The following is a 25,256-nucleotide window of genomic DNA, read 5'->3' as shown; positions in this document are numbered from 1 at the left end:
CCGATAATTAAATCTTCAATTTTTGATGGCAGTTGCTCGTAAGAATCAAAGCTCATCAAGAAAGTTTTTAAGTTATTCTTTGTTGTTTTGCGTACTGGCATAAATCTGTCTCGTGGCGTAATGCTACGAATGACCGCTTCAATGTTTTTACGTTCGGTTTTGGAAAAGGCTGGCAGTTCGTAGCTGGTGGGGTTGTTTGTGTAAGCGTAGGAGTTGTGCTTGTTGCGTTCTCTCGATGCCTGAAGCATCACTCTAAATTCTGCGTCTCTCATTCATAAGCTAGTCCTTATAATTGTTAATTCTCTGTTAACCCATATATACAATACTAGCATTTTCAAAGACTAATGTCAAGTATTTTCGTAACAATTTCGTAACATTTGTGGTATAATGGTTTATGAGAGAGGGGGAAATATGAAGAGTGGCTATGTATTTGGTCACATGTTTTTGCATTGCACACAGAAGGTACATTGAATGGTAAATCTCCCTCCTGAGCTGGGGTCACCTGATGTATGGGCTGGTGGAGGTGTTGGGCTGATTGCAGGCCTGCTACTTCGCTACGTCCTCGTCAGAGTGCTTATTGTCTTTAAACTGTTCGGTCATACATGGACGCTTGACCTTAAGGATAATGACCACACAGAACCTCGTTAAGCTCCCTTCAAAACCCCCTGTACGAGATGGTATAGGGGTATCTTTATCATTTTGTGCTATCTATTAAAAAATAGCTTGACAGAACCGGAAGGCTGTATCTATCAAGCATTCAGCTCTCTGACAGTAATTTCTAAAAGTTCTTATTTTTCAATAAGTTGTAATTAGCCATATATAGAGAACTGACAAGTCTCTTCACAATTAACTCTGTAACCTTAACAGTGATTTCTAAAAATGCTTATTTTTCAATGAGTTGTAATCACCCAATATATAAGACTGTCCAGTACCTTCACAGAAAAACTTCAGAGGTCTTCTTAGTTGGGCTTGTATAACACAACCCCTAGCTATCCACTAATTGGTATTGTTACCAATCCCTAAGCGGGAGAAGAGCGACACCCAGGAAAGGGAAGCTCCCTTCTTAACCGACCTTCTTAACCGACTTTCTTAACCGACTTTCTTAACCAGCCCTTTACGTTATTCGTTCACAGTGTTGATAAGTGGTTTTGCCCTCTGTTTCTGTTATCATCGGGCTTACCTTATCAGGGCTTTGAAATGTCCCTGTAACTTCCCTCTTAACGGGAGAGAAAGAACATAGTGACCCCAAGCGAAGCGCCCCTCTAAAAAGTTTTTTAGCTACTTTGTTTAAAAGCACATCAAACGATACATTTTATTGATTTAGGTCAAAGACAAAAGCATTGACAAAATGGTATGATTGTTCACATGACCTTACTTAACAGACTTTTAAGAGCTTTGAAACGGCCTATTTAACAAGGTCACTACCTCTGGTCTTATCCCTCCCTCTTGGTAGTTCTGTTAAGAATTTTTCAGTTCTCTCTTAAGACAACTGTTAAGACAGAACCTACCTTCGGTTTTCATGGTTCTCTTCCCCCGTTAAACAGTCCTTCCTAACAGCTTCGAAATTACCTGTCAAGTATCTTACAAGACTCTATAAAGACCCTCTGAATCTGACCTGATATAGATGCTGTGAAGGCATGTTCTCTAGGTCTGTGTAGCTTACTTAACGGGAAGAGGGGATACATGAGAAAGAACCCCTCCTACTTAAAAGAACTATTTGACATTATTGTGATGGTTGTTTAAGATGCAACTGTACAGACACCTTCATCGGTTTCTCTACACCTTCCTATGGCTTGGTCTGGTTAGGTAAGGTGGGGTATGGTTAAGTATGGGTGGATTGTCGTAGCCACGTTAAAAATCGACTATAAGGAACTCCTACGGGAGTCCTTTTTAGTTTGTATAAAATCTGTACAGTAACTTTTCAGATTCTGAAAATTTTTATAAAAAATAATCAGGCCTCTTCTAAGTCTCTTCAACCAAATCTTTCAAAAATATCACAAGACTATGTATACCTGCTAAGTACCCGTCACTACGCCTAAGTGGTCCCCTTTGCAAAAAAGCCAAATATCAGCTACATCCATGTAACTATTCAGTAACTTATTTGGCAAGTCTGTAATAAGTTGCTCTAGAGATTCCTAATTCTTCCTGAATCTGCAACCGTGTCTTACCTTGTGAAATAAGCATCTGTACAGCCTCTGAAGAAGCTTTTACAGGCCTCCCCATGTGAACCCCTTCAGCTTTAGCACGTTCAATACCAGCCTTTCTACGTTCACTGATAAGGTCTTTCTCAAGGTCAGCTAAACCAGCCATCATAGTAAGCATTGCTTTACCGATTGGTGTAGACAGGTCAAAACCTTCACGTAGAGAAACAACCCTCACACCTTTAGTCTGTAGTGCCTCCACGTTAGAGAGCACATCAACGGTATTACGCCCTAAACGGTCAATAGCTACCACAACTAACGTATCGTCACACCTTACATAGTTCATCATGTCTCTAAAACCATCTCTGCTGGTGGCCTTTGTAGCTCCTGAGACAGCCTCATCAATAAACCATTTATCGACCTTGTGAACCTTCTCTATCTGTAGTTTCTGGTTGTCTACAGTCTGGTCTTGTGTTGATACCCTGCAATAACCAATCACCGCCATACATCCCCCTTAGAAGTCTCAAAAGTTAGTCTCATAAGTTTAGCTGTCTCATAATCCAAAAGCAACCTTTTGAGACTACTTGAGGGTGCATTCTACCGTTACGTTGAAAGTGTCTCAAAAGGAAGTCCTTTTAAGACTGGTTATGAAGGAGCTATGAGGTTGATTAGGGGTTGGTACAAGCCCAACTAACCGAATCAACTATGAAGATTTTAGGAGGGTAACTGTAACCATCACTTTACGATATTTTTATGCAGGTGGTTGTTAAGTGGTTTGATAGTTACATCATGTGACCAACTGCATGAATAGCGTTATATACTCCTGTATATAGCACTTTTCTAGGAGTCGAGAGAGGGACGACTAACACGATACAGTTTACCCTGAAAAGAGACTTCACAGATTCTTTTTATATTTCAATAAGTTATGCTAAAAAGAGACTATACCGATACTGCATAGAATCTGTGTAGGATTGCATAGATAGCGCATAAATACACCGTTAAATTGCATAGGTACTAACCTGTTTATGTCCTGTTATTAACAGGTAGTTGAATGTACGTGTTTAGCTATGTAAAAGCACCAGAACTTTAGCCATTTCTAACGACTCCTCGTGTTATCTCTATTCGTAGCGATTCGCTACCACATATTTAAAGATAAGACGTCCTTCCCAGAGTGCAAATTTCACAACCACTTATTTGATTTATAACAATTTTCACAAGCACGTAATTTTGTCGCAAAATGATACATTTTTATCTTATAGCGTTTTTTTAATTATAAGAGCGGCTTATAGAAGAATATTGGAAATGATATCTATTCTCGTTAATAAGCTGTTGCAGGATATTACCAAACGCGGATCAGCTGGCATACGTTCACTAAGCTTAGTCCCACGTAGCGAAAATATGGCAGTCGCCATACGCCGCGTTTAATCCATGCACTATGATGACGGAGGTCAGTAATGGCAAACCATCGAGGCGGTTCAGGCAATTTTGCAGAAGACCGCGAAAGAGCATCAGAAGCAGGTAAAAAAGGTGGACAGCACAGCGGGGGGAATTTTAAAAATGACCCGCAGCGCGCATCTGAAGCAGGAAAAAAAGGCGGCAAAAGCAGCCACGGCAAAAGCGGTAATTAGCCGGTCTAATCCAGAATGAATGCGTTTTGTTTGAGGCGCATCATTAAGCCACCACCGCCGGTCACTCCGGCGGTTTTTCGTTCTCCTTGTATCCTCACGTTAATACTTTTTTGCTTATTCCAGCATTATTCATTCGTACTGTGAATGTTGATGGTCGAGGCATCGTGCTGATTTTGCTATCCTGTTGCCCATCGACAAGAGGGGAGAGCGCATGACGCAAGGCGCAGTGAAAACAACGGGTAAACGCTCGCGCGCGGTGAGCGCGAAGAAAAAAGCGATTCTTGGCGCGGCACTGGACACTTTTTCGCAATTTGGTTTTCACGGTACAAGGCTGGAGCAGATCGCAGAGTTGGCTGGCGTGTCAAAGACCAATCTGCTGTATTACTTCCCGTCGAAAGAGGCACTGTATATTGCGGTGTTGCGACAAATTCTTGATGTCTGGCTGGCGCCGTTAAAGGCGTTTCGAGAAGATTTCGCCCCGCTGGCGGCGATCAAAGAGTACATTCGTCTGAAGCTGGAAGTCTCCCGCGATTATCCGCAGGCTTCACGTCTGTTTTGTATGGAGATGCTGGCGGGCGCGCCGCTGCTAATGGATGAACTGACGGGCGATTTGAAAGCGTTAATTGACGAGAAATCGGCGCTGATTGCCGGTTGGGTCAAAAGCGGCAAGCTTGCGCCGATTGACCCACAGCATTTGATTTTTATGATTTGGGCTTCCACCCAACATTACGCTGATTTTGCTCCCCAGGTGGAGGCGGTGACAGGCGCGACGCTGCGCGATGAGGTGTTTTTCAATCAAACGGTTGAAAACGTACAGCGAATTATTATTGAAGGAATTCGACCACGTTAATGATGCCGGAGGAGGTAACAACATCCTCCGGCTACCTGCTTAACCGATCGTCATCAAACTGGCGTTCCCCCCGGCAGCAGCGGTATTCACACTCAGCGAACGCTCGATATACAGCCGTTCCAGAAGGATATTGCTTTCTCCACGGGCGAAACCCTGCACCGAAATAATTGCGCCATCTCGCGCGGCAACCGCTTCACACAATGCACGAAGCTGATCCGAATCTCCGTGGAAGATAACTGCATCAAACGGTTGAGCGGTTATATTTTCCGCTTTCGCCAGTTGAATACGTTCGCTGACTGCCGATGGCAATGCCTTCACTAGCTGACGATGCAACGCGTCATCCGGCCACAGTACCCGGCTGCCCACTGCCAGCACGGCGGCGAGCTGAGTTAATGCATCCTGTTCATCGTCCGCAATACACAACACGCACTCACGCGGCAGCAGCGTCCAGGTGTTGCGCTCACCCGTCGGCCCTGGCAGCAATCGCTGTGTTCCTGCCTGCGCCAGCTCGCTATATTGCGTACATAACGCCTGCAATTCTGGACGGTTTGCCGCCCATTCCCGCAGTGCATTCAGTGGCTGAGTCAATGCGGTTTTCAACTGCGCATCGACCGGATACTCTGCATCCTGACGCGCGAGCGTCACCGCCAGCGCGCTTTCCGGGCGATTCGCCAGCAGGCGGTAGAGATAGAGCGGACCGCCTGCTTTCGGCCCGGTGCCGGACAACCCTTCGCCGCCGAATGGCTGTACCCCAACCACTGCGCCCACCATATTACGGTTAACATACAGATTACCGACATGCGCCGAGCCAGTGACCTGGGCAATGGTTTCATCAATACGCGTATGGACGCCGAGCGTCAGGCCATAACCGGAAGCGTTAATCTGTTCGATCAGTTCCGGCAGCTGGTTACGGTTGTAACGCACCACATGCAGCACCGGACCAAATACCTCTTTTTGCAATTCGGCAAAATCATCCAGTTCGATCAGCGTCGGGGCGACAAAGGTGCCACTTTGCCACTCACGGGCATCTTCACTGTTTTCCCGCACTGCCTGGAACACCGGACGGCCTTTACTACGCATAGTCTGAATATGGCGCTCAATATTGGTCTTCGCTTCGCCATCAATCACCGGACCGATATCGGTGGTCAGGCGACCCGGATTACCCATCCGGCATTCGACCATTGCGCCGCGCAGCATTTTTAACGTGTGGTCGGCAATTTCATCTTGCAGACACAGCACGCGCAGCGCCGAACAACGCTGACCTGCACTGTCGAAGGCCGAGGCCAGCACATCTATTACTACTTGTTCGGTCAGGGCGGAGGAATCGACAATCATCGTGTTCATGCCGCCGGTTTCCGCAATGAGTGGAATTGGGCGGCCCTGAGCGTCCAGGCGGCTGGCGATATTGCGTTGCAGTAACGTAGCGACTTCCGTTGAACCGGTAAACATCACCCCGCGCACGCGATCATCACCCGTCAGTTGCGCGCCTACGGTTTCACCCTGACCAGGCAGCAACTGCACCACGCCTGGCGGTACACCCGCTTCCAGCAAAATGGCGATCCCTTGCGCGGCAATCAGCGGCGTTTGTTCGGCCGGTTTTGCCAGTACGCTGTTACCTGCTGCCAGTGCGGCAGCGATCTGCCCGGTGAAAATCGCCAGCGGGAAGTTCCACGGGCTGATACACACCACAGGCCCTAATGGACGATGGGTTTCGTTAGCGAAATCATCCCGCACCTGTCCGGCGTAGTAGTGGAGAAAATCGACCGCTTCGCGTACTTCGGCAATGGCGTTACTGAAGGTTTTTCCGGCTTCACGCACCAGAATACCAATCAATTGCTGCATCTGGCTTTCCATCAGCACGGCAGCGCGGTGCAAAATCGCCGCACGTTCAGCCGGAGGAGTGGCAAACCAGATTGGCGCGTTATTGACGGCATTTTCCAGCGCTTGATCCACTTCACGTGGCGTGGCTTCACGCACGTAGCCAACAATATCTTTCGGTTCCGCCGGGTTGATAACGGGCGACATTTCACCTGCCGCGACCGGTTGTTCCAGCATTGGCAAGGCCTGCCATTTTTGTAGTGCACTATTGAGCAGGGCAGAGGAGAGCGAGGCCAGTCGGTGTTCATTGGCAAGATCCAGCCCTGTCGAGTTGTCGCGCCCGTGGCCGTAAAGATCGCGCGGCAGGGGAATTTTCGGATGCGGTAATCCAGTTTGCCCTTCCTGTTGTGCCATTTTTTCTACGGCGGCGACCGGATCGGCAACCAGTTCATCCAGTGGCAAAGATGTATCGGCAATACGGTTAACAAACGACGTGTTGGCGCCGTTTTCCAGCAAGCGACGCACCAGGTACGCCAGCAGAGTTTCATGTGTACCAACCGGGGCATAAATACGACATGGTCGGTTAAGTTTGCCGTCGGCAACTTTCCCGGTGACCTGCTCATACAGTGGCTCGCCCATACCGTGCAGGCACTGGAACTCGTACTGACCCGGGTAGTAGTTCTGACCCGCCAGTTGATAAATCGCCGCCAGCGTATGGGCGTTGTGCGTCGCGAACTGCGGATAAATTAAATTCGGCACCGCCAGCAGCTTTTTGGCACAGGCGAGATAAGAAACGTCGGTATACACCTTGCGGGTATAAACCGGATAGCCTTCGAGGCCGTCTATTTGCGCACGCTTAATTTCGCTGTCCCAGTATGCGCCCTTCACCAGACGAATCATCAGACGGCGACGGCTGCGGGTGGCGAGATCAATCAGGTAATCAATCACCAGTGGGCAACGTTTCTGGTAAGCCTGAATAACAAAACCGATGCCGTTCCAGCCTGTCAGTTCAGGCTCGAAACAGAGTTTTTCCAGCAGATCGAGGGAGATCTCCAGACGATCGGCCTCTTCGGCGTCAATATTGATACCAATATCGTACTGACGCGCCAGCAGGGTTAATGACTTCAGACGTGGATAAAGCTCGTCCATTACCCGGTCATACTGGGCGCGGCTGTAGCGCGGATGCAGCGCCGACAGCTTGATTGAAATGCCCGGACCTTCATAGATACCGCGACCGTTGGACGCTTTACCAATGGCGTGAATCGCCTGCTGATAGGAAACCATATACGCCTGTGCGTCCGCTGCGGTCAGTGCGGCTTCGCCCAGCATATCGTATGAGTAACGGAAACCTTTCTCTTCCAGATTGCGGGCGTTGGCTAATGCTTCCGCGATGGTTTCGCCCGTGACGAACTGCTCGCCCATCAGGCGCATTGCCATATCCACGCCTTTGCGGATCAGTGGTTCGCCGCTCTTACCGATAATGCGGTTCAGCGAGCGGGAGAGGCTGGCTTCGTTATGGGTAGAAACCAGTTTGCCGGTAAACAGCAGCCCCCAGGTGGCGGCATTAACAAACAGTGACGGGCTACGACCAATGTGTGACTGCCAGTTACCATTGCTGATTTTGTCGCGAATTAGGGCGTCGCGGGTGGCTTTGTCGGGAATACGCAGCAATGCTTCCGCCAGACACATCAGCGCCACGCCTTCCTGCGATGACAGCGAAAACTCCTGCAATAACCCCTGAACCATGCCTGCGCGACCGCTGGCGGTTTTTTGATTACGCAGTTTATCTGCCAGCTGATACGCCAGTTTATGCGCCTGTTCTGCAATGGGGTGTGGCAGGCGAGCTTGTTCCAGCAACATGGAAACGGCTTCTGTTTCCGGGCGGCGATAGGCAGCGGTGATGGCGGCGCGGGAAACCGACTGGGGCAATATTTGCTCGGCAAAGTCGAGAAAAGGCTGATGGGGTTCATCCGCCGGATTCGGCGCTTCATCGCTCTCATTAGCTGCACCAGAAAGCAGCGCAGGCAACTCTGGTAGCGCATTGCCGTTTTCCAGTTGTTCAAGATAAGAAAAAATCGCCTGCTTAATTAACCAGTGCGGTGTGCGATCGATTCGTATCGCGGCTGACTTAATACGCTCACGCGTTGCGTCGTCCAGCTTAACCCCCATGGTGGTGGTTCCCATGCCATTACTCCTGTTGTTCTTAAAGGTATAGCGAAGTGTTGTTAAGAAATATCTATTATGTTGCAACTTTGTGCAACCTTGTTAAATGTGACCTGTGTTGCAAGCTTAAAAATGAATGAAATGTTAATAAAAGAAATCGATATGACGGGGAATAAAAAATAATGCAGACTTTTTCTCTGCGGCAGTTAACCTTTTTGAAAGGTGCAACCACGAAAAATGTGATGGAGTGCAACCTGATGAAAAATAGTATCGCTGGTTAATAAAATTTGATGTAAATGATGTGTTAAATCGATTGTGAATACCCCGAGCTTCCGGCAGGATACGGTCGCCCTGGCATAAATAACACCATTACCTCGTTCCGGTAATGGCTATAACGGCGTTTCGACATTGCCGATAATAATTTTTTGGAGACTTTAGATGGCTATTAGCACACCGATGTTGGTGACATTCTGTGTCTATATCTTTGGCATGATATTGATTGGGTTTATCGCCTGGCGATCAACCAAAAATTTTGACGACTATATTCTGGGAGGACGCAGCCTTGGGCCATTTGTGACGGCATTATCGGCGGGCGCGTCAGATATGAGCGGCTGGTTATTAATGGGTCTGCCTGGCGCGGTATTTCTTTCCGGGATTTCCGAAAGCTGGATTGCTATTGGCCTGACATTAGGCGCATGGATTAACTGGAAACTGGTAGCCGGGCGATTGCGTGTACATACCGAATACAACAATAACGCCTTAACGCTGCCAGATTATTTCACCGGACGTTTTGAAGATAAAAGCCGTATTTTGCGTATTATTTCTGCGCTGGTTATTTTGCTGTTCTTCACTATTTATTGTGCCTCGGGCATTGTGGCAGGCGCTCGCCTGTTTGAAAGCACTTTCGGCATGAGCTATGAAACCGCACTGTGGGCGGGCGCGGCGGCAACCATCCTGTATACCTTTATCGGTGGTTTCCTTGCTGTCAGTTGGACTGATACCGTACAGGCCAGCCTGATGATTTTCGCCCTGATCCTGACGCCGGTGATTGTGATTATCAGCGTCGGCGGCTTTGGCGATTCGCTGGAAGTCATCAAACAAAAGAGTATTGAAAACGTCGATATGCTCAAAGGACTGAACTTTGTCGCCATTATTTCTCTGATGGGCTGGGGACTGGGCTATTTCGGGCAACCGCATATTCTGGCGCGTTTTATGGCGGCGGACTCTCACCACAGCATTGTCCATGCGCGTCGTATCAGTATGACCTGGATGATCCTCTGCCTGGCAGGTGCGGTGGCGGTCGGTTTCTTCGGCATTGCATACTTTAACAATAATCCAGCGGTTGCCGGGGCGGTAAATCAGAACTCTGAACGCGTGTTTATCGAACTGGCGCAAATATTGTTTAACCCGTGGATTGCCGGGATTTTGTTGTCGGCGATTCTGGCGGCAGTGATGTCAACCTTAAGCTGCCAGTTGCTGGTGTGCTCCAGCGCGATTACTGAAGATCTGTATAAAGCGTTTCTGCGTAAACATGCCAGCCAACAAGAGTTGGTGTGGGTAGGACGTGCGATGGTGCTGGTGGTAGCGTTGGTGGCTATCGCTCTGGCGGCGAACCCGGAAAACCGCGTGCTGGGTCTGGTGAGCTATGCGTGGGCAGGTTTTGGCGCGGCGTTTGGTCCGGTGGTGCTGTTCTCGGTGATGTGGTCACGCATGACGCGCAACGGTGCGCTGGCGGGGATGATCATTGGCGCACTGACCGTTATCGTCTGGAAACAGTTCGGCTGGCTGGGCCTGTACGAAATTATCCCAGGCTTTATCTTCGGCAGCGTTGGGATTGTGGTATTTAGTTTGCTGGATAAAGCTCCGTCAGCGGCGATGCAAAAACGTTTTGCCGAAGCTGACGCGCACTATCATTCGGTGCCGCCGTCACGGTTGCAGGAAAGCTAAGGGACGGCGTTTTACCAAAAATTCCACGTCATAACAGGAAGCAGGCAGAGGGCAATCAGTGATTGCCCTCTGCGTTTTCTCTCAAAGTGTTTTTACATTTCCTCATCATTATCACTACATTCTGCTTGTATTTTTCTTCTCCGTAATGATAATCGCTATTACTACGATTTACTTTTCTTTGCATTGATTGACTCAGAAAAACGTTTAAGGGTGGGTGGCATGTTTGTTCCGTTTCTTATTATGTTGCGCGAAGGACTTGAAGCCGCGCTGATTGTCAGTTTGATTGCCAGCTATCTTAAGCGTACCCAGCGAGGCCGATGGATTGGTGTCATGTGGATTGGCGTGTTGCTTGCCGCTGCGTTGTGCCTGGGCTTGGGCATCCTCATTAATGAAACCACTGGCGAATTCCCACAAAAAGAACAGGAGCTGTTTGAAGGTATCGTGGCAGTGATCGCCGTGGTGATCCTCACCTGGATGGTTTTCTGGATGCGCAAAGTGTCGCGCAATGTCAAAGTACAACTGGAGCAGGCGGTCGATAGTGCATTACAGCGTGGAAATCATCATGGCTGGGCATTGGTGATGATGGTCTTTTTTGCCGTTGCAAGGGAAGGGCTGGAGTCGGTCTTTTTCCTGCTGGCGGCATTTCAACAAGATGTCGGGATCTGGCCGCCGCTGGGTGCAATGCTTGGTCTTGCTACAGCCGTGGTGCTTGGCTTCCTGCTCTACTGGGGCGGTATTCGCCTCAATCTTGGTGCATTTTTTAAATGGACCAGTCTGTTTATTCTCTTCGTCGCCGCAGGGCTGGCAGCTGGCGCCATTCGCGCATTTCATGAAGCCGGATTGTGGAACCACTTTCAGGAAATCGCCTTCGATATGAGCGCGGTGCTCTCAACTCACTCTCTGTTCGGTACGCTGATGGAAGGGATTTTTGGTTATCAGGAAGCGCCGAGCGTCAGCGAAGTCGCCGTCTGGTTTATTTATCTCATCCCGGCGCTGGTGGCATTTGCTATGCCGCCACGTGCAGGGGCGACAGCGTCTCGCTCCGCATAACGAATACGACGCAAACTCTTGCTTAGTTACAACATACTTTAAAGGGATAGTCTCGTCATGACCATTAACTTCCGCCGTAACGCATTGCAGTTGAGCGTGGCTGCGCTGTTCTCTTCTGCTTTTATGGCTAACGCCGCTGATATTCCGCAGGTCAAAGTCACTGTGACAGATAAACAGTGCGAACCGATGACCATTACGGTTAACGCCGGGAAAACGCAATTTTTCATTCAGAACCACAGCCAGAAGGCGCTGGAGTGGGAGATCCTCAAAGGCGTGATGGTGGTGGAAGAGCGGGAAAATATCGCCCCCGGTTTTAGCCAGAAGATGACGGCGAATTTACAGCCTGGCGAATACGATATGACCTGTGGTCTGCTGACTAACCCGAAAGGGAAGTTGATTGTCAAAGGCGAGGCGACTGCCGATGCAGCGCAAAGCGATGCGTTGTTAAGTCTTGGTGGTGCAATTACTGCATATAAAGCCTATGTCATGGCGGAAACCACGCAGCTGGTGACCGACACTAAGGCCTTTACCGACGCCATCAACGCTGGCGATATCGAAAAAGCGAAAGCGCTGTATGCGCCGACACGCCAGCACTACGAGCGTATTGAACCGATCGCTGAACTGTTCTCCGATCTGGATGGCAGCATTGATGCCCGTGAAGATGATTACGAGCAGAAAGCCGCCGATCCAAAATTCACCGGTTTCCACCGTCTGGAAAAAGCCTTGTTTGGTGACAACACCACCAAAGGGATGGATAAGTACGCCGACCAGCTTTATACCGATGTGGTTGAGTTGCAAAAACGTATTAGCGAACTGGCTTTTCCCCCCTCAAAAGTGGTCGGTGGTGCTGCCGGGCTGATTGAAGAAGTAGCCGCCAGCAAAATCAGCGGTGAAGAAGATCGCTACAGCCACACCGATCTGTGGGACTTCCAGGCTAACGTTGAAGGCTCGCAGAAAATTGTCGATTTACTGCGTCCACAACTGCAAAAAGCCAACCCGGAACTGCTGGCAAAAGTCGATGCTAATTTCAAAAAGGTCGATACCATTCTGGCGAAATACCGTACCAAAGACGGTTTTGAGACCTACGACAAATTGACCGATGCCGATCGTAACGCGCTGAAAGGGCCGATTACCGTGCTGGCGGAAGAGCTGGCACAACTTCGTGGTGTGCTGGGGCTGGATTAAGTGTTATGCAGTATGAAGATGAAAACGGCGTGAATGAACCGTCACGCCGACGTTTGCTGAAAGGAATTGGGGCGCTGGCGCTGGCGGGAGGTTGCCCGGTTGCTCATGCACAAAAACCGCAAAGTGCGCCGGGGACGCTTTCGCCGGATGCTCGTAATGAGAAACAGCCGTTTTATGGCGAACATCAGGCAGGGATTCTGACGCCGCAGCAGGCCGCAATGATGCTGGTGGCGTTTGATGTGCTTGCCAGCGATAAAGCCGATCTTGAGCGACTATTTCGCTTGCTGACCCAGCGGTTTGCTTTTCTGACTCAGGGCGGAGCGGCACCAGAAACGCCAAATCCGCGTCTGCCACCACTCGACTCCGGCATTCTCGGCGGCTACATTGCACCCGATAATCTCACCATTACGTTATCGGTAGGCCACTCGTTGTTCGATGAGCGCTTTGGCCTTGCGTCGCAGATGCCGAAAAAATTGCAGAAGATGACGCGTTTTCCTAACGATTCGCTGGATGCCACGCTGTGTCATGGCGATGTGTTGCTACAGATTTGCGCCAATACTCAGGACACGGTTATCCATGCGCTGCGGGATATCATCAAACACACCCCGGATTTACTTAGTGTGCGCTGGAAGCGGGAAGGGTTTATTTCCGAACATGCGGCGCGTAGTAAAGGCAAAGAGACGCCGATTAATTTGCTGGGCTTCAAAGACGGTACCGCCAATCCCGACAGCCAGAATGCGAAGTTGATGCAACAAGTGGTGTGGGTGACGGCAGATCAGCAGGAGCCTGCGTGGACAATCGGTGGCAGCTATCAGGCAGTACGCTTGATTCAGTTTCGCGTTGAGTTTTGGGACCGCACGCCGCTGAAAGAGCAGCAGACGATTTTTGGTCGTGATAAGCAAACTGGCGCGCCACTGGGGATGCAGCACGAACATGATGTGCCGGATTATGCCAGCGATCCAGAAGGGAAGGTGATTGCGTTGGACAGTCATATCCGGCTGGCGAATCCCCGCACGCCGGAGAGCGAGTCCAGTCTGATGCTACGCCGTGGCTACAGCTATTCGCTGGGAGTCACCAATTCGGGGCAACTGGATATGGGGCTACTGTTTGTCTGTTATCAACATGATCTGGAAAAGGGCTTCCTGACGGTGCAAAAAAGGCTGAACGGCGAAGCGCTGGAGGAGTACGTCAAACCCATCGGCGGCGGTTATTTCTTTGCGTTACCGGGAGTGAAGGATACTGACGATTATCTGGGAAGGACGCTATTGCAGGTTTAATGTTTTTAGGCGGATAAGGCGTTCGTGCGCTGATGCCTGATGCGACGCTTGCGCGTCTTATCATGCCTACAATGGGTACCGGATTGGTAGGCTGGATAAGGCGTTTACGCCGCATCCGGCGTTCGTACTCCGGTGCCTGATGCTAGGGGGCTTGCACTCTGACTGTGGGCAGGAGCACACAGATTTCGCCCCAAATTGCTCGCCACTGTCATCTTTCCGATAGAAACTAATGTCACTAAATTGGTGTTTTATAGCTAAATATAGGTAAATATATTGTTGCAATGAATGTGAGATATGTTGTACTTATTTAAGTAACAGCGGTAGTTCCCGACAGTGATATTCAATCACTATGGAGATCGCGAATGATAACGTCCTGTTCTGGACAGGTTTTTGACAATCAACGCTCCACGATACGCGGAGATTTCTCCTCCGGTAGCCACTTCGTCACTCTGTATTTTCACCCACTTCCTTTCTTTATCTGTGTTACCGACGCCGTAAACGGTGCGCGTAGCCGTTTTCGGTGTTATTTCCGAAAGCAAACTATGGCTTACAAGGAAGCCAACCCTCTGATGTTCGTGCGCATAATCGTGCCGTCAACGGCACGTGTGATGAATACAAACAACTCAAGGTGCTCTCCATGGGAAGACAAAAAGCAGTGATCAAAGCTCGTCGCGAGGCAAAACGTGTGCTGAGACGGGATTCGCGCAGCCATAAACAGCGTGAAGAAGAATCGGTCACCTCGCTTGTGCAGATGAGCGGTGTAGAAGCCATTGGCATGGCTCGCGACAGTCGCGATACTTCGCCCATCCTCGCGCGAAATGAAGCGCAATTGCACTATCTGAAGGCTATTGAGAGTAAGCAACTGATATTTGCTACAGGTGAAGCCGGATGCGGCAAAACCTGGATCAGTGCGGCAAAAGCAGCAGAGGCCCTGATACATAAGGATGTCGACAGGATTATCGTCACCCGTCCAGTTCTGCAAGCCGATGAAGATCTTGGCTTCTTACCTGGCGATATCGCAGAAAAGTTTGCCCCTTATTTTCGCCCGGCCTATGACGTGCTGGTTCGGCGCTTAGGGGCTTCCTTTATGCAGTATTGCCTGCGACCGGAGATAGGGAAGGTAGAAATTGCGCCGTTCGCTTATATGCGAGGACGCACCTTTGAAAATGCAGTTGTCATTCTTGACGAAGCGCAGAATGTGACAGCCGCGCAAATGAAAATGTTTTTAACCCGCCTCGGGGAGAACGTGACGGTTATCGTCAACGGTGATATCACGCAATGCGATTTACCTCGCGGGGTACGCTCTGGCTTAAGTGACGCGCTGGAACGCTTTGAGGAAGATGAGATGGTTGGGATCGTCCGATTTGGAAAAGATGATTGCGTGCGTTCGGCGCTGTGCCAGCGGACGCTACGCGCTTACAGTTAATAAGGACGCCGTCTTCAAGGCCCGGGAAACCGGGCTTTGTATTATTTTACTAACAGAGGTGATTTGCGTACCGGGTTAATATTTAGGAGGCGCGGAATGACATCGACTTTGGGCGTACAGGTAAGCAGAAATGGCTCTTTTTTAGATACTCTTACAATGCATTTTTCGTCATAGCACCAAGCCAGTGTTACACCGCCAGAGTGAGGAGTTTTCCTTCCTGAAGCCAAAAGAGACCATTTTCATATCTTTTTTCAGCTATTTTACGTGTGCTGGAAGTCAGGTATCGATTTTGCTTATGGGCTTTAATGAGCAACGGGCCATAATTTGATTGACTGATTAACATTGAATATATGCCACAGGTTTTTATTTTTTAAGGAAAGGATTAGAAATGTAAGGCTCGTCTTAATTTATCCTTTTGCTAATGTTGTGTGTGTCGTTACTTTTCATTGAAAGCAAACTATAATGGCGAGACAGATATAGTCGTAATAATAAAAACATGATGCTAACTGTGTATTGATCGTTGAGTTGTTGGCCTGTAACACACTTCAACGAGTAACATTAGTAATGAAATATAATCAACATGGATAGGTGAAAACTAATTATGAGTTTTATGTCTTTTGTAACTTGCCTGGCAATTGCATTTATCGCCGGTTTTGTTGTTGCCAGGAGATTGATGCCCCGAAAAGCGGCCTCACCGATAATAATCACTACACCGAAACCGGTCCCTTCATCTGCAGCTTCCCCTCTTGCCAAACCGCCGACAAGGGGTTATACCCCGCAGAAAACCTATCGTGATTCTCGTTGGCAAGAACGAGACGAGTTATTTCAGGGAATGGTAGCCGAAGGTATTTTATTGGAAGGAAAAGAATGGCTAATTACGCGTTGTGAAAAAAACTATTTTGATAATTTGGAAAAATGGTTTGGGCATTATTGTCATATCCACTGTCAGGTTTCTTTGGGACGGTTAATCAATTTTCCGGAACAACCCGAGTTTAGCGAGGAAGAGAGAAAGCGTTTCTTTGCAATTTATAATGGCATGGCAATGGATTATGTTCTGGTTTCAAAGAAGAACAATAAAATAGTCTGTGTTATTGAACTGGATGATCCGAGTCATGAAAGGGCAGATCGTATTATTCGAGATCGTTGGCTGAATACGATTATGACTCTTGCCCAGGTTCCTTTTGTACGTGCTTCCGTCACTAAATTGGAGGAAATGCCTCCGGTCTGGGATACCCGTGACAAAATTCGTCCATTAGTCCCGACGGCAAAGAGTGAACCGTTACATTAACTAAGTACTCCGGTCGGGGCTTCTCATCCCCCCGGATGTGTGCAACATGCGAAAAAAAAGCCCGTACTTTCGTACGAGCTCTTCTTTAGAAGATGGCGGTGAGGGGGGGATTGACTCGCTTCGCTCGCCCTGCGGGCAGCCCGTTCACTGCGTTCGCGGTCTGTCCAACTGGCTGTCGCCAGTTGTCGAACCCCGGTCGGAGCTTCTCATCCCCCCCGGATGTGTGCAACATGCGAAAAAAAGCCCGTACTTTCGTACGAACTCTTCTTAAAATATGGCGGTGAGGGGGGGGATTGACTCGCTTCGCTCGCCCTGCGGGCAGCCCGTTCACTGCGTTCGCGGTCTGTCCAACTGGCTGTCGCCAGTTGTCGAACCCCAGTCGGGGCTTCTCATCCCCCCGGATGTGTGCAACATGCGAAAAAAAAGTCCGTACTTTCGTACGAACTCTTCTTAAAATATGGCGGTGAGGGGGGGATTCGAACCCCCGATACGTTGCCGTATACACACTTTCCAGGCGTGCTCCTTCAGCCACTCGGACACCTCACCATATTGTCGTTCCAGTGTCGCTGGAACGGGCGCTAATTTAGGGAAATCGTGCCCCAAGGTCAACTAACTTTTTCAAAAAATCGCGCGTTTATTCAAACTTCAATCAATATGCGGATTAAATAAACTAAATCTGCTTTTTTTGCCACCGGTAGGGGATTTGTTATGCTGGAGATCTTTGTAGATCATAACGATAAGTGCGAATAAATTTCGCGCAACGCTTCTCAGGAGTCAGTATGGATATCATCTTTTATCACCCAACGTTTGATACCCAATGGTGGATTGATGCGCTGGGCAAAGCTATTCCTCAGGCAAAAGTCAGAGCATGGAAAAGTGGAGATAATGAATCTGCCGATTGTGCTCTGGTCTGGCATCCTCCTGTTGAAATGCTGGCTGGGCGTGATCTTAAAGCGGTGTTCGCCCTCGGCGCAGGCGTTGATTCCATTTTGAGCAAGTTACAGGTACATCCTGAAATGCTGAAACCGTCTGTTCCGCTTTTCCGTCTGGAAGATACCGGTATGGGCGAGCAAATGCAGGAATATGCAGTCAGTCAGGTGCTTCATTGGTTCCGACGTTTTGACGATTATCGAATCCAGCAAAATTCTTCACATTGGCAACCTCTGCCTGAATATCATCGGGAAGATTTTACCATTGGCATCATGGGCGCAGGTGTGTTGGGCAGTAAAGTGGCACGGAGCTTACAAGCCTGGCGCTTTCCGTTGCGTTGCTGGAGTCGTAGCCATAAATCGTGGCCCGGTGTGCAAAGCTTTGCCGGACGTGGTGAACTGGAGGCGTTTCTGAGCCAGTGCCGTGTGCTGATAAATCTGTTACCAAATACCCCTGAAACAGTTGGCATTATTAATCGACAATTATTAAATCAGTTACCGGATGGCGCGTATCTTCTCAATCTGGCTCGTGGCGTCCATGTTGTGGAGGATGACCTGATTGCAGCGTTGGATAGCGGTAAGATTAGGGGAGCAATGCTGGATGTTTTTAATCGAGAACCTTTACCGACTGAAAGCCCGCTTTGGCAACATCCACGAGTGACGATAACGCCGCATGTTGCAGCTATAACCCGGCCCGCAGAAGCGGTGGCGTATATTTCACGCACTATTGAGCAGCTCGAAAGAGGAGAGGCGGTTAGCGGACAGGTCGACCGCGCCCGAGGCTATTAATCACGCCTTTCAACTAATAAAGCACCAGGATTCCTGCTATCCTTGGCGGGAATTGAACACAGGAGAGAGTTATGTATCCCGTCGACCTTCATATGCATACCGTTGCCAGTACACATGCATATAGTACATTAAGTGATTATATTGCCCAGGCCAAACAGAAGGGCATTAAACTTTTTGCGATTACCGATCATGGCCCGGATATGGAAGATGCGCCGCATCACTGGCATTTCATTAATATGCGTATCTGGCCGCGAGTGGTTGATGGGGTGGGGAGCCTGCGTGGTATTGAAGCCAACATTAAAAATGTTGATGGTGAAATTGACTGTAGTGGCAAGATGTTTGAGTCGCTGGATCTGATTATCGCTGGTTTTCATGAACCGGTTTTCGCGCCACATGATAAAGCCACCAATACCCGGGCTATGATTGCGGCTATGGCTAGCGGGCATGTGCACATGGTCAGCCATCCAGGAAATCCAAAGTATCCGGTTGATTTTAAAGCTATTGCTGAGGCCGCTGCGGAATATCAGGTGGCGCTGGAAATCAATAATTCTTCATTCTTACATTCGCGTAAGGGGAGTGAGGATAACTGCCGTGCGCTTGCTGCTGCTGTACGCGATGCCGGGGGCTGGGTGGCATTAGGATCGGATTCTCACACTGCATTTACGATGGGGGAATTTGAAGAGTGCCGTAAAATTCTTGACGCAGTAGATTTTCCACAAGAGCGCATTTTGAATGTTTCTCCGCGCCGCTTGCTGAGTTTCCTTGAATCTCGCGGTATGTCGCCGATTGCGGAATTTGCTGACTTTTAATTGTTATTAACGGAAATATATTAATGAACGAGTTTTCTATCCTGTGTCGTGTGCTGGGGTCACTCTATTATCGCCAACCGCAGGACCCTTTGCTGGTTCCTCTGTTTACCCTGATTCGTGAGGGAAAACTGGCTGCGAACTGGCCGCTGGAACAGGATGAGTTACTGGCGCGTTTGCAGAAAAGCTGTGATATGACACAAATTTCTACCGATTATAACGCGTTGTTTATCGGTGATGAATGCGCAGTACCTCCTTATCGCAGTACATGGGTTGAAGGCGCGACGGAAGCGGAAGTACGTACGTTCCTTTCTGAGCGCGGAATGCCGTTAGCAGATACGCCGGCTGATCACATCGGTACCTTATTGCTTGCCGCTTCATGGTTGGAAGATCAGTCAACGGAAGATGAGAGCGAAGCTCTGGAAACGCTGTTCAGTGAGTATCTGTTGCCCTGGTGCGGCTCATTTCTTGGTAAAGTTGAGGCTCATGCGACTTCACCATTCTGGCGGACTATGGCGCCGCTGACTCGCGATGCCATCAGCGCAATGTGGGATGAGCTTGAGGAAGAATCAGTGGAGTGAATGTGATCTATGTCACTCATAATTGCAACTTATAATTAGCTGTTGCACAAAATGTGTGTTCGCTCTCATTCATAGCCGCGTTTTCTGCTATCATGCGCGGCATGAACATTCTTCTTTCTATTGCAATCACAACAGGCATTCTCTCCGGTATTTGGGGATGGGTGGCTGTTTCCCTGGGCTTACTAAGCTGGGCTGGCTTTCTGGGCTGTACTGCCTACTTTGCTTGCCCGCAAGGCGGCCTGAAAGGGCTGGCGATCTCCGCTGCAACGCTGCTAAGCGGCGTGGTGTGGGCGATGGTCATTATTTACGGTAGCGCGCAGGCTCCCCATCTGGAAATCCTCGGTTATGTTATAACCGGTATCGTGGCTTTTCTGATGTGTATTCAGGCCAAACAAACGTTACTGTCATTTGTTCCGGGCACTTTTATTGGCGCGTGTGCGACTTTCGCCGGACAGGGGGACTGGAAACTGGTGCTCTCTTCTCTGGCGCTTGGTCTGCTGTTTGGTTACGCGATGAAAAACAGCGGCCTTTGGCTGGCTGCGCGTAGTGCTAAGCCCGATCAGCAAATAAAAAATAAAGCGTGAGGGGCTCTCACGCTTTAGTTTGAAAAGCCGGATTAAAATTCCGGCTTTTTTGTATCAGGATTCTGGTGGTACTGACATATGGCGGTATTTCACAAGAATGTCATTTTGCCGTTCTGCTTTGTTCTGCAAATCCCACAGGCCGCGGTCGATACCGTCGTTAATCAGGAAAATAACACCCGTTTCGATAGCCGACATCAGGCAGAGCATAACCGGTTCATTAGAGGTATAACCCACTTCACCTTCCAGCAACCGCTGGTAGTCGATAAAGCGGAAGACTCCCGCCTGAACTTCATAAGAAAGAATCGTTTTACTGGTGTTCACCGAAGAGAGGACCTCTCCGGTACTCACATTGACGACGCGCAGGTTCACCGCAATCTGATCAAGTTGGTATTGCGTGTCGGCACCGATACCAAAATATCTTGCCCCAACGCCACCGGACTTAACGTTGCTTTCATAACCAATAATCGAACCTTCAACCATGATATTCGCTGCCGTCAGAGATTGAAGGGGGATGCGGTTATTGACAGCAACGGTGCCATTTTCTTGTGCTGCACGAATAATCTTGCGTTCGTTAAGCAGGTTTTGTAAGCCCTGACGCTCCAGCGGTATAAACCAGCGAGAATCTTTCAACGCCGTTACCAGCATTGCTGTGGCACTTTGTGGAACGGCAGTGGAGAAGTTACTCGCCGGGTAGGGTTTAAATTGCCCGGTTTCGTCCTGAATATTGTATACCGAGACAAAGATCTTACCCGTTGGCGCTGGCAAGTGGGTTAAATCTTTGTAGCTCTGAGCCCGTGGCATTAATGTTGGTTTGGCGGCTTCTTTTGGTGGGGCGGTTAAGCATCCGCTCAGCAACATGACTGCAACCAAAACAAATAAGCGCTGCATGATTATTTTCCTTATGAAGCTGGGGCTTAAAAATCGGTTGAGTTATTTTGTAAACCCGAAACCTGAATGGTCGAAGTTTTTCCGGTCTTACGATCTGTCACATTCAACTGTAATTGACTATCCCGGTTGGCAATGTCGACAATATAATCATTGGTCACCATGCGCCCCGGCTTGCCGGTATTAATATTGGACAGCAGTCCACCTAAAATTTGTGACTGAATGGCCTGAGTAAAGTTGTCTAATGCCGATGGCGTTTCGATGCCATAGTCATCGTTATAGCTCGGATCTTTGTACGAGTTCTGCGCCTGGGCGCTATTTAGTAAAAAAGCACCGTTATTCGGGTTACCACCAAAATTGGGATTACGGAACTGGAAGGTCATATTTCCTGCCCAACTTAATGGCGAAATAAGCATGAGTAGAACTACTGCATGTTTGACACGCATTGCAGCCTCCGAACAATTTTTATTTAAAATTCATCGTGCGCCAAATCGCCCGTGCTCAATAACGCCTGATTAATCTGGCGACGATTTAGTGCTTCTTCAGTTTGCGCCAGTGCAAAGACAACAGTTTTCTCGAAGTCTCTTTTCAACGGGAATAAAAATGTCTGGAAAATAACGTCCTGATTCACCGTTATTGTGATCCAACTTCCCCATCGTGCACTGGGTCTTTCGTTAATCGTTAAATTACCGGTGTAGTTACTTTCCCATTTATCACTAAAGGCACGATAAAAATCGTGGCCAATAGATGAAACAGTATGGTCAGTTAACAACCCCGGTACTTCCACCTCTACGGCGTGAAGATTCCCAGCGGCAAACAGAAATTCTGCTGCCACAATCCAGCGTAAATAACGTTTCATGGCTTTATCGCCTGAGGTTATCGTTTGCCCATGAGACCGCCTGAGTCCGGTTTTTTACAGCTATCTTCTTGAAAAGATTATAAAGATGTGTTTTTACCGTATTTTCACTAATGAACAATGAACGAGCGATCTCGTTATTAGAAGCGCCGATACGCAGCTTATTCAGGATCTCTTTTTCCCTATGAGTAAGGAGGGCTGATTCCGTGCTGTTATAACGATAATTACCGGAGTGTGTAATCAGGTAACTGGCAAGCTTTTGCGTAAAGTAGCATTCACCGCGTAAGACGCCTTGCAACCCATTGACTACGCGTTCTTCATCTTCCATGGCATAAAAAACACCGTTGATATGAGGCCAGTTTTCAATGTCACGGTACGGGTAATCGTCCGGTGTGTTTAACAACAATGTTTTGATATTGTTGTTTTTTCTGCTTAACGTATCCTGCCAGTAATGGATGAGTTTTTTATCCGCTTCCATCATATCCAGCAGAATAATGCAACCAGAAGATATATCGTCCAGAGAACGTTGAATATTATGTAGTTTTCCTGCGATTGCCAGCGATTGTTTCAAATGCTGCAATAATGCTGTCGCCTGCAAGGATGGTTTAGTAATTAACAATAATGTATGACCATGAATACTATGGACTTCATTAAACATGATGAAACCCCGCTTTTTATTGATCGCACATCTGACAGCTACCCCTATAAAATAGAGGTACCAGAAGTACTGACAGATGCTGCACTGCTGTGTGTAGTAATAAATCAGCCCTAAATGGGTAAAATATAAAACTAATGGATTACATCTGATTTCAATCTAGCCATTACAAATCTTAAAGCAAGTGTTAAACGTGTAACAAAATGTGATTTCATATATTAAAATGTTAACAGTAAGGTTTTGTTGAGTTTAGAAATGATAGAAAAGTTGTACATTCTGATTTTACTGCACAATTTTAAAAAGTCATACAAATGATGCTAAGTTACTAATTATGCATGTTAAAATTATTTATTTATAGTTCTTCCGTTGCACAGTAATTTTTTATTTTTCCCTATGGCTCCCATGGATAAATTTTTGCTGTAAAAAGACGATGTTTGTCACGGCTTGTCAGAGAAACATATCAGACTCACCTTTGTAGACCACGAGGTGAGCCTGTCTGTTGATTTTTCGGCGCCAAGAAACCGGGATTTAAAAGTAAGCGAAATATTTTTTGCGTAAATAACAGCGTATTTACGCGATATTTAATACTTTGGTATGAACAATAAAATCAAAATACAACTTGTTGGTGAGTTATTTAAAATATTTCCGCAGACATACTTTCCATCGTAACGCGGCGTTAACAAAAAACGTTTTGCGTTAACAACCAAGTTGAAATGATTTAATTTTCTTAAATGTACGACCAGGTCCAGGGTGACAACATGAAAAACAAATTGTTATTTATGATGTTAACAATACTGGGTGCGCCTGGGATTGCAGCCGCAGCAGGTTATGATCTGGCTAACTCAGAATATAACTTTGCGGTAAATGAATTGAGCAAGTCTTCATTTAATCAGGCAGCCATAATTGGTCAAACTGGTGCTAATAATAGTGCACAGTTGCGGCAGGGAGGTTCCAAACTTTTGTCGGTTGTTTCGCAAGAAGGTAATAGCAACCGGGCAAAGATTGACCAAACAGGAGATTATAACTTTGCATATATTGATCAGGCGGGCAATGCCAACGATGCCAGTATTTCGCAAGGTGCATATGGTAATACTGCAATGATTATCCAGAAAGGTTCTGGTAATAAAGCAAATATTACTCAGTATGGTACTCAAAAGACGGCAATTGTAGTGCAGAGACAGTCGCAAATGGCTATTCGCGTGATACAACGTTAATTTCCATACGACTTTTAAATCAATCCGATGGGGGTTTTACATGAAACTTTTAAAAGTAGCAGCAATTGCAGCAATCGTATTCTCTGGTAGCGCTCTGGCAGGTTCTATTCCTCAGTACGGCGGCGGCGGCAACCACGGCGGTGGTGGTAATAACAGCGGCCCGAATTCAGAGTTGAATATTTATCAGTACGGTGGCGGTAACTCTGCTGTTGCTCTGCAAGCTGATGCCAGAAATTCCGATCTGACCATTACCCAGCACGGCGGCGGTAACGGTGCAGATGTTGGACAAGGTTCTGATGACAGCTCAATCGATCTGACTCAGCGTGGTTTCGGTAACAGCGCGACTCTTGATCAGTGGAATGGTAAAGATTCTACTATGACCGTTAAACAGTTCGGTGGCGGTAACGGTGCTGCTGTTGACCAGACTGCATCTAACTCCAGCGTTAACGTAACCCAGGTTGGCTTTGGCAACAACGCGACTGCCCATCAGTACTAATACAAAATTTGTATGACAGAAAACAGGGCGGAAGCCCTGTTTTTTTCGGGAGAAGAAGATGAACGCGTTATTACTCCTTGCGGCACTTTCCAGCCAGATTACCTTTAATACGACCCAGCAAGGCGACATGTACACCATTGTTCCTGAAGTTACACTGACACAGTCTTGCTTGTGTCGGGTACAAATTATGTCTTTACGTGAAGGCAGTTCTGGACAAAGTCAGACGAAGCAAGAAAAGACCCTCTCATTGCCCGCTAATCAACCCATTGCTCTGACGAAGTTGAGTTTAAATATTTCCCCGGACGATCGCGTGAAAATTGTCGTGACGGTGTCCGATGGACAGTCGCTTCATTTATCACAACAATGGCCACCCTCTTCAGGATCGTCTTAATACACTGATATAGTGGATATTAAGTAAACTGGAAGAGAATGGTCTAATGCGAATCGGACAATCTGAATGCATGGACAACACAGCCTCAAGGATGATTAATCATTGAGGAAGTATAAAAGATGTACAGATCGTTCTTAAATACCCTTATTCTCGGTAGCCTGTTTTTCTCTTTCTTTACAATCGCTGGTAACAATGTGCAAGGTGGTGTTATCCATTTTCACGGCGAAATAGTGGAGCCCGCATGTGAACTCAGCGCTATGCATGTCCCCGTAAAAATAACCTGTATGCAGAATGGGG

Annotated in this window: 22 protein-coding genes, 1 tRNA gene, 1 other RNA gene and 1 pseudogene; 16 read left to right on the top strand and 9 right to left on the bottom strand. The window is 48.0% G+C overall.

Annotation, left to right across the window (positions count from 1 at the left end; genetic code table 11):
• Together EA14781_RS13140 and EA14781_RS13135 are read right to left on the bottom strand one after the other, a co-directional pair.
• Positions 1 to 272, bottom strand: a pseudogene (locus EA14781_RS13140) (hypothetical protein); the annotation flags it as partial.
• A gap of 1,825 nt (positions 273 to 2,097) precedes the next feature.
• Positions 2,098 to 2,646 carry a recombinase family protein gene (locus tag EA14781_RS13135; RefSeq protein WP_000268363.1) on the bottom strand — a complete coding sequence of 183 codons (549 nt, stop codon included), beginning with the start codon at positions 2,644 to 2,646 and terminating at the stop codon, positions 2,098 to 2,100.
• A 949-nt stretch (positions 2,647 to 3,595) separates the two neighbouring features.
• Here EA14781_RS13135 and EA14781_RS13125 point away from each other — a divergent pair.
• Both EA14781_RS13125 and rutR read left to right on the top strand, forming a co-directional pair.
• On the top strand, positions 3,596 to 3,769 hold the full coding sequence (locus EA14781_RS13125; protein WP_001273660.1) for a con-10 family general stress protein: 174 nt from the start codon (positions 3,596 to 3,598) through the stop codon (positions 3,767 to 3,769).
• Between the two features lie 211 nt (positions 3,770 to 3,980).
• A complete protein-coding gene (rutR, locus tag EA14781_RS13120; RefSeq protein WP_002461927.1) occupies positions 3,981 to 4,619 on the top strand; it encodes an HTH-type transcriptional regulator RutR in 639 nt (212 codons plus the stop codon).
• Positions 4,620 to 4,658: 39 nt separating this feature from the next.
• Here the strand turns inward: rutR and putA are convergent, their stop codons facing one another.
• On the bottom strand, positions 4,659 to 8,621 hold the full coding sequence (putA, locus tag EA14781_RS13115; RefSeq protein WP_002461929.1) for a trifunctional transcriptional regulator/proline dehydrogenase/L-glutamate gamma-semialdehyde dehydrogenase: 3,963 nt from the start codon (positions 8,619 to 8,621) through the stop codon (positions 4,659 to 4,661).
• A gap of 417 nt (positions 8,622 to 9,038) precedes the next feature.
• Here putA and putP point away from each other — a divergent pair, with 417 nt between their 5' ends.
• From putP to EA14781_RS13080, 6 genes are all read left to right on the top strand, one after another.
• Entirely contained in the window at positions 9,039 to 10,547 is a 1,509-nt protein-coding gene (gene putP / locus EA14781_RS13105; RefSeq protein WP_001018505.1) for a sodium/proline symporter PutP, read from the top strand.
• Positions 10,548 to 10,766: 219 nt separating this feature from the next.
• Positions 10,767 to 11,597 (top strand): iron uptake transporter permease EfeU, encoded by an 831-nt coding sequence (efeU, locus tag EA14781_RS13100; RefSeq protein WP_000497962.1) that lies wholly within the window; start codon positions 10,767 to 10,769, stop codon positions 11,595 to 11,597.
• Between the two features lie 57 nt (positions 11,598 to 11,654).
• Entirely contained in the window at positions 11,655 to 12,782 is a 1,128-nt protein-coding gene (efeO, locus tag EA14781_RS13095) for an iron uptake system protein EfeO (RefSeq protein ID WP_000154374.1), read from the top strand.
• A 5-nt stretch (positions 12,783 to 12,787) separates the two neighbouring features.
• Positions 12,788 to 14,059 (top strand): iron uptake transporter deferrochelatase/peroxidase subunit, encoded by a 1,272-nt coding sequence (gene efeB, locus EA14781_RS13090; protein ID WP_001199124.1) that lies wholly within the window; start codon positions 12,788 to 12,790, stop codon positions 14,057 to 14,059.
• A 637-nt stretch (positions 14,060 to 14,696) separates the two neighbouring features.
• The gene (gene phoH / locus EA14781_RS13085; protein ID WP_000533532.1) at positions 14,697 to 15,485 is read left to right on the top strand and encodes a phosphate starvation-inducible protein PhoH; all 789 of its coding nucleotides are present in this window, start codon (positions 14,697 to 14,699) and stop codon (positions 15,483 to 15,485) included.
• Between the two features lie 601 nt (positions 15,486 to 16,086).
• A complete protein-coding gene (locus tag EA14781_RS13080) occupies positions 16,087 to 16,773 on the top strand; it encodes a DUF2726 domain-containing protein (RefSeq protein WP_024164775.1) in 687 nt (228 codons plus the stop codon).
• A gap of 93 nt (positions 16,774 to 16,866) precedes the next feature.
• On the opposite strand, the gene EA14781_RS23340 is transcribed toward EA14781_RS13080, so the two are convergent.
• Together EA14781_RS23340 and EA14781_RS13075 are read right to left on the bottom strand one after the other, a co-directional pair.
• Positions 16,867 to 17,004: non-coding RNA, RtT sRNA (locus EA14781_RS23340), on the bottom strand.
• A 227-nt stretch (positions 17,005 to 17,231) separates the two neighbouring features.
• A tRNA-Ser gene (locus EA14781_RS13075) sits at positions 17,232 to 17,319 on the bottom strand.
• 233 nt (positions 17,320 to 17,552) lie between these two features.
• Between EA14781_RS13075 and ghrA the strand changes: the two genes are divergently transcribed.
• From ghrA to EA14781_RS13055, 4 genes are all read left to right on the top strand, one after another.
• Positions 17,553 to 18,491: a glyoxylate/hydroxypyruvate reductase GhrA gene (gene ghrA, locus EA14781_RS13070; protein WP_000351273.1), complete on the top strand. Its 939-nt coding sequence runs from the start codon at positions 17,553 to 17,555 to the stop codon at positions 18,489 to 18,491.
• A 71-nt stretch (positions 18,492 to 18,562) separates the two neighbouring features.
• Positions 18,563 to 19,300, top strand: coding sequence for a phosphatase (locus tag EA14781_RS13065; protein ID WP_000283678.1), 738 nt, complete (start codon positions 18,563 to 18,565; stop codon positions 19,298 to 19,300).
• Positions 19,301 to 19,323: 23 nt separating this feature from the next.
• The gene (gene ycdY, locus EA14781_RS13060; protein WP_001001901.1) at positions 19,324 to 19,878 is read left to right on the top strand and encodes a molecular chaperone YcdY; all 555 of its coding nucleotides are present in this window, start codon (positions 19,324 to 19,326) and stop codon (positions 19,876 to 19,878) included.
• A gap of 101 nt (positions 19,879 to 19,979) precedes the next feature.
• Positions 19,980 to 20,462 (top strand): DUF1097 domain-containing protein, encoded by a 483-nt coding sequence (locus EA14781_RS13055; RefSeq protein WP_010343298.1) that lies wholly within the window; start codon positions 19,980 to 19,982, stop codon positions 20,460 to 20,462.
• Positions 20,463 to 20,516: 54 nt separating this feature from the next.
• On the opposite strand, the gene csgG is transcribed toward EA14781_RS13055, so the two are convergent.
• The 4 genes from csgG to csgD are packed head-to-tail and all read right to left on the bottom strand — an operon-like array spanning position 20,517 to position 22,861.
• Positions 20,517 to 21,350: a curli production assembly/transport protein CsgG gene (gene csgG / locus EA14781_RS13050; RefSeq protein WP_001189335.1), complete on the bottom strand. Its 834-nt coding sequence runs from the start codon at positions 21,348 to 21,350 to the stop codon at positions 20,517 to 20,519.
• 26 nt (positions 21,351 to 21,376) lie between these two features.
• Entirely contained in the window at positions 21,377 to 21,793 is a 417-nt protein-coding gene (csgF, locus tag EA14781_RS13045; RefSeq protein ID WP_001264081.1) for a curli production assembly/transport protein CsgF, read from the bottom strand.
• 23 nt (positions 21,794 to 21,816) lie between these two features.
• Positions 21,817 to 22,206 carry a curli production assembly/transport protein CsgE gene (csgE, locus tag EA14781_RS13040; RefSeq protein WP_000833292.1) on the bottom strand — a complete coding sequence of 130 codons (390 nt, stop codon included), beginning with the start codon at positions 22,204 to 22,206 and terminating at the stop codon, positions 21,817 to 21,819.
• A gap of 4 nt (positions 22,207 to 22,210) precedes the next feature.
• Positions 22,211 to 22,861, bottom strand: coding sequence for a biofilm master transcriptional regulator CsgD (gene csgD / locus EA14781_RS13035; protein WP_000481486.1), 651 nt, complete (start codon positions 22,859 to 22,861; stop codon positions 22,211 to 22,213).
• A gap of 755 nt (positions 22,862 to 23,616) precedes the next feature.
• Here csgD and csgB point away from each other — a divergent pair.
• From csgB to EA14781_RS25735, 4 genes are all read left to right on the top strand, one after another.
• The gene (gene csgB / locus EA14781_RS13025; RefSeq protein ID WP_002461943.1) at positions 23,617 to 24,072 is read left to right on the top strand and encodes a curli minor subunit CsgB; all 456 of its coding nucleotides are present in this window, start codon (positions 23,617 to 23,619) and stop codon (positions 24,070 to 24,072) included.
• 40 nt (positions 24,073 to 24,112) lie between these two features.
• Positions 24,113 to 24,568 carry a curli major subunit CsgA gene (gene csgA / locus EA14781_RS13020; protein ID WP_000771425.1) on the top strand — a complete coding sequence of 152 codons (456 nt, stop codon included), beginning with the start codon at positions 24,113 to 24,115 and terminating at the stop codon, positions 24,566 to 24,568.
• A 58-nt stretch (positions 24,569 to 24,626) separates the two neighbouring features.
• Positions 24,627 to 24,959, top strand: a complete 333-nt coding sequence (gene csgC, locus EA14781_RS13015; RefSeq protein WP_000992826.1) for a curli assembly chaperone CsgC — start codon at positions 24,627 to 24,629, stop codon at positions 24,957 to 24,959.
• A 119-nt stretch (positions 24,960 to 25,078) separates the two neighbouring features.
• On the top strand, positions 25,079 to 25,256 hold a 178-nt coding region (locus EA14781_RS25735), incomplete at its 3' end, for a YmdA family protein (protein WP_042335753.1).

Origin of the sequence: Escherichia albertii NBRC 107761 = DSM 17582 (genome assembly GCF_000759775.1) — a bacterium.
In the GTDB taxonomy this organism is placed as follows: Bacteria; Pseudomonadota; Gammaproteobacteria; order Enterobacterales; family Enterobacteriaceae; genus Escherichia; species Escherichia albertii.
This window is presented reverse-complemented; position numbering and strand designations above follow the sequence as displayed.

Excerpts from the sequence above, each read along its gene's own strand:
- EA14781_RS13135 (WP_000268363.1), bottom strand. The coding sequence starts at position 2,646 with ATGGCGGTGATTGGTTATTGCAGGGTATCAACACAAGACCAGACTGTA.
- EA14781_RS13125 (WP_001273660.1), top strand. The coding sequence starts at position 3,596 with ATGGCAAACCATCGAGGCGGTTCAGGCAATTTTGCAGAAGACCGCGAA.
- rutR (WP_002461927.1), top strand. The coding sequence starts at position 3,981 with ATGACGCAAGGCGCAGTGAAAACAACGGGTAAACGCTCGCGCGCGGTG.
- putA (WP_002461929.1), bottom strand. The coding sequence starts at position 8,621 with ATGGGAACCACCACCATGGGGGTTAAGCTGGACGACGCAACGCGTGAG.
- putP (WP_001018505.1), top strand. The coding sequence starts at position 9,039 with ATGGCTATTAGCACACCGATGTTGGTGACATTCTGTGTCTATATCTTT.
- efeU (WP_000497962.1), top strand. The coding sequence starts at position 10,767 with ATGTTTGTTCCGTTTCTTATTATGTTGCGCGAAGGACTTGAAGCCGCG.
- efeO (WP_000154374.1), top strand. The coding sequence starts at position 11,655 with ATGACCATTAACTTCCGCCGTAACGCATTGCAGTTGAGCGTGGCTGCG.
- efeB (WP_001199124.1), top strand. The coding sequence starts at position 12,788 with ATGCAGTATGAAGATGAAAACGGCGTGAATGAACCGTCACGCCGACGT.
- phoH (WP_000533532.1), top strand. The coding sequence starts at position 14,697 with ATGGGAAGACAAAAAGCAGTGATCAAAGCTCGTCGCGAGGCAAAACGT.
- EA14781_RS13080 (WP_024164775.1), top strand. The coding sequence starts at position 16,087 with ATGAGTTTTATGTCTTTTGTAACTTGCCTGGCAATTGCATTTATCGCC.
- ghrA (WP_000351273.1), top strand. The coding sequence starts at position 17,553 with ATGGATATCATCTTTTATCACCCAACGTTTGATACCCAATGGTGGATT.
- EA14781_RS13065 (WP_000283678.1), top strand. The coding sequence starts at position 18,563 with ATGTATCCCGTCGACCTTCATATGCATACCGTTGCCAGTACACATGCA.
- ycdY (WP_001001901.1), top strand. The coding sequence starts at position 19,324 with ATGAACGAGTTTTCTATCCTGTGTCGTGTGCTGGGGTCACTCTATTAT.
- EA14781_RS13055 (WP_010343298.1), top strand. The coding sequence starts at position 19,980 with ATGAACATTCTTCTTTCTATTGCAATCACAACAGGCATTCTCTCCGGT.
- csgG (WP_001189335.1), bottom strand. The coding sequence starts at position 21,350 with ATGCAGCGCTTATTTGTTTTGGTTGCAGTCATGTTGCTGAGCGGATGC.
- csgF (WP_001264081.1), bottom strand. The coding sequence starts at position 21,793 with ATGCGTGTCAAACATGCAGTAGTTCTACTCATGCTTATTTCGCCATTA.
- csgE (WP_000833292.1), bottom strand. The coding sequence starts at position 22,206 with ATGAAACGTTATTTACGCTGGATTGTGGCAGCAGAATTTCTGTTTGCC.
- csgD (WP_000481486.1), bottom strand. The coding sequence starts at position 22,861 with ATGTTTAATGAAGTCCATAGTATTCATGGTCATACATTATTGTTAATT.
- csgB (WP_002461943.1), top strand. The coding sequence starts at position 23,617 with ATGAAAAACAAATTGTTATTTATGATGTTAACAATACTGGGTGCGCCT.
- csgA (WP_000771425.1), top strand. The coding sequence starts at position 24,113 with ATGAAACTTTTAAAAGTAGCAGCAATTGCAGCAATCGTATTCTCTGGT.
- csgC (WP_000992826.1), top strand. The coding sequence starts at position 24,627 with ATGAACGCGTTATTACTCCTTGCGGCACTTTCCAGCCAGATTACCTTT.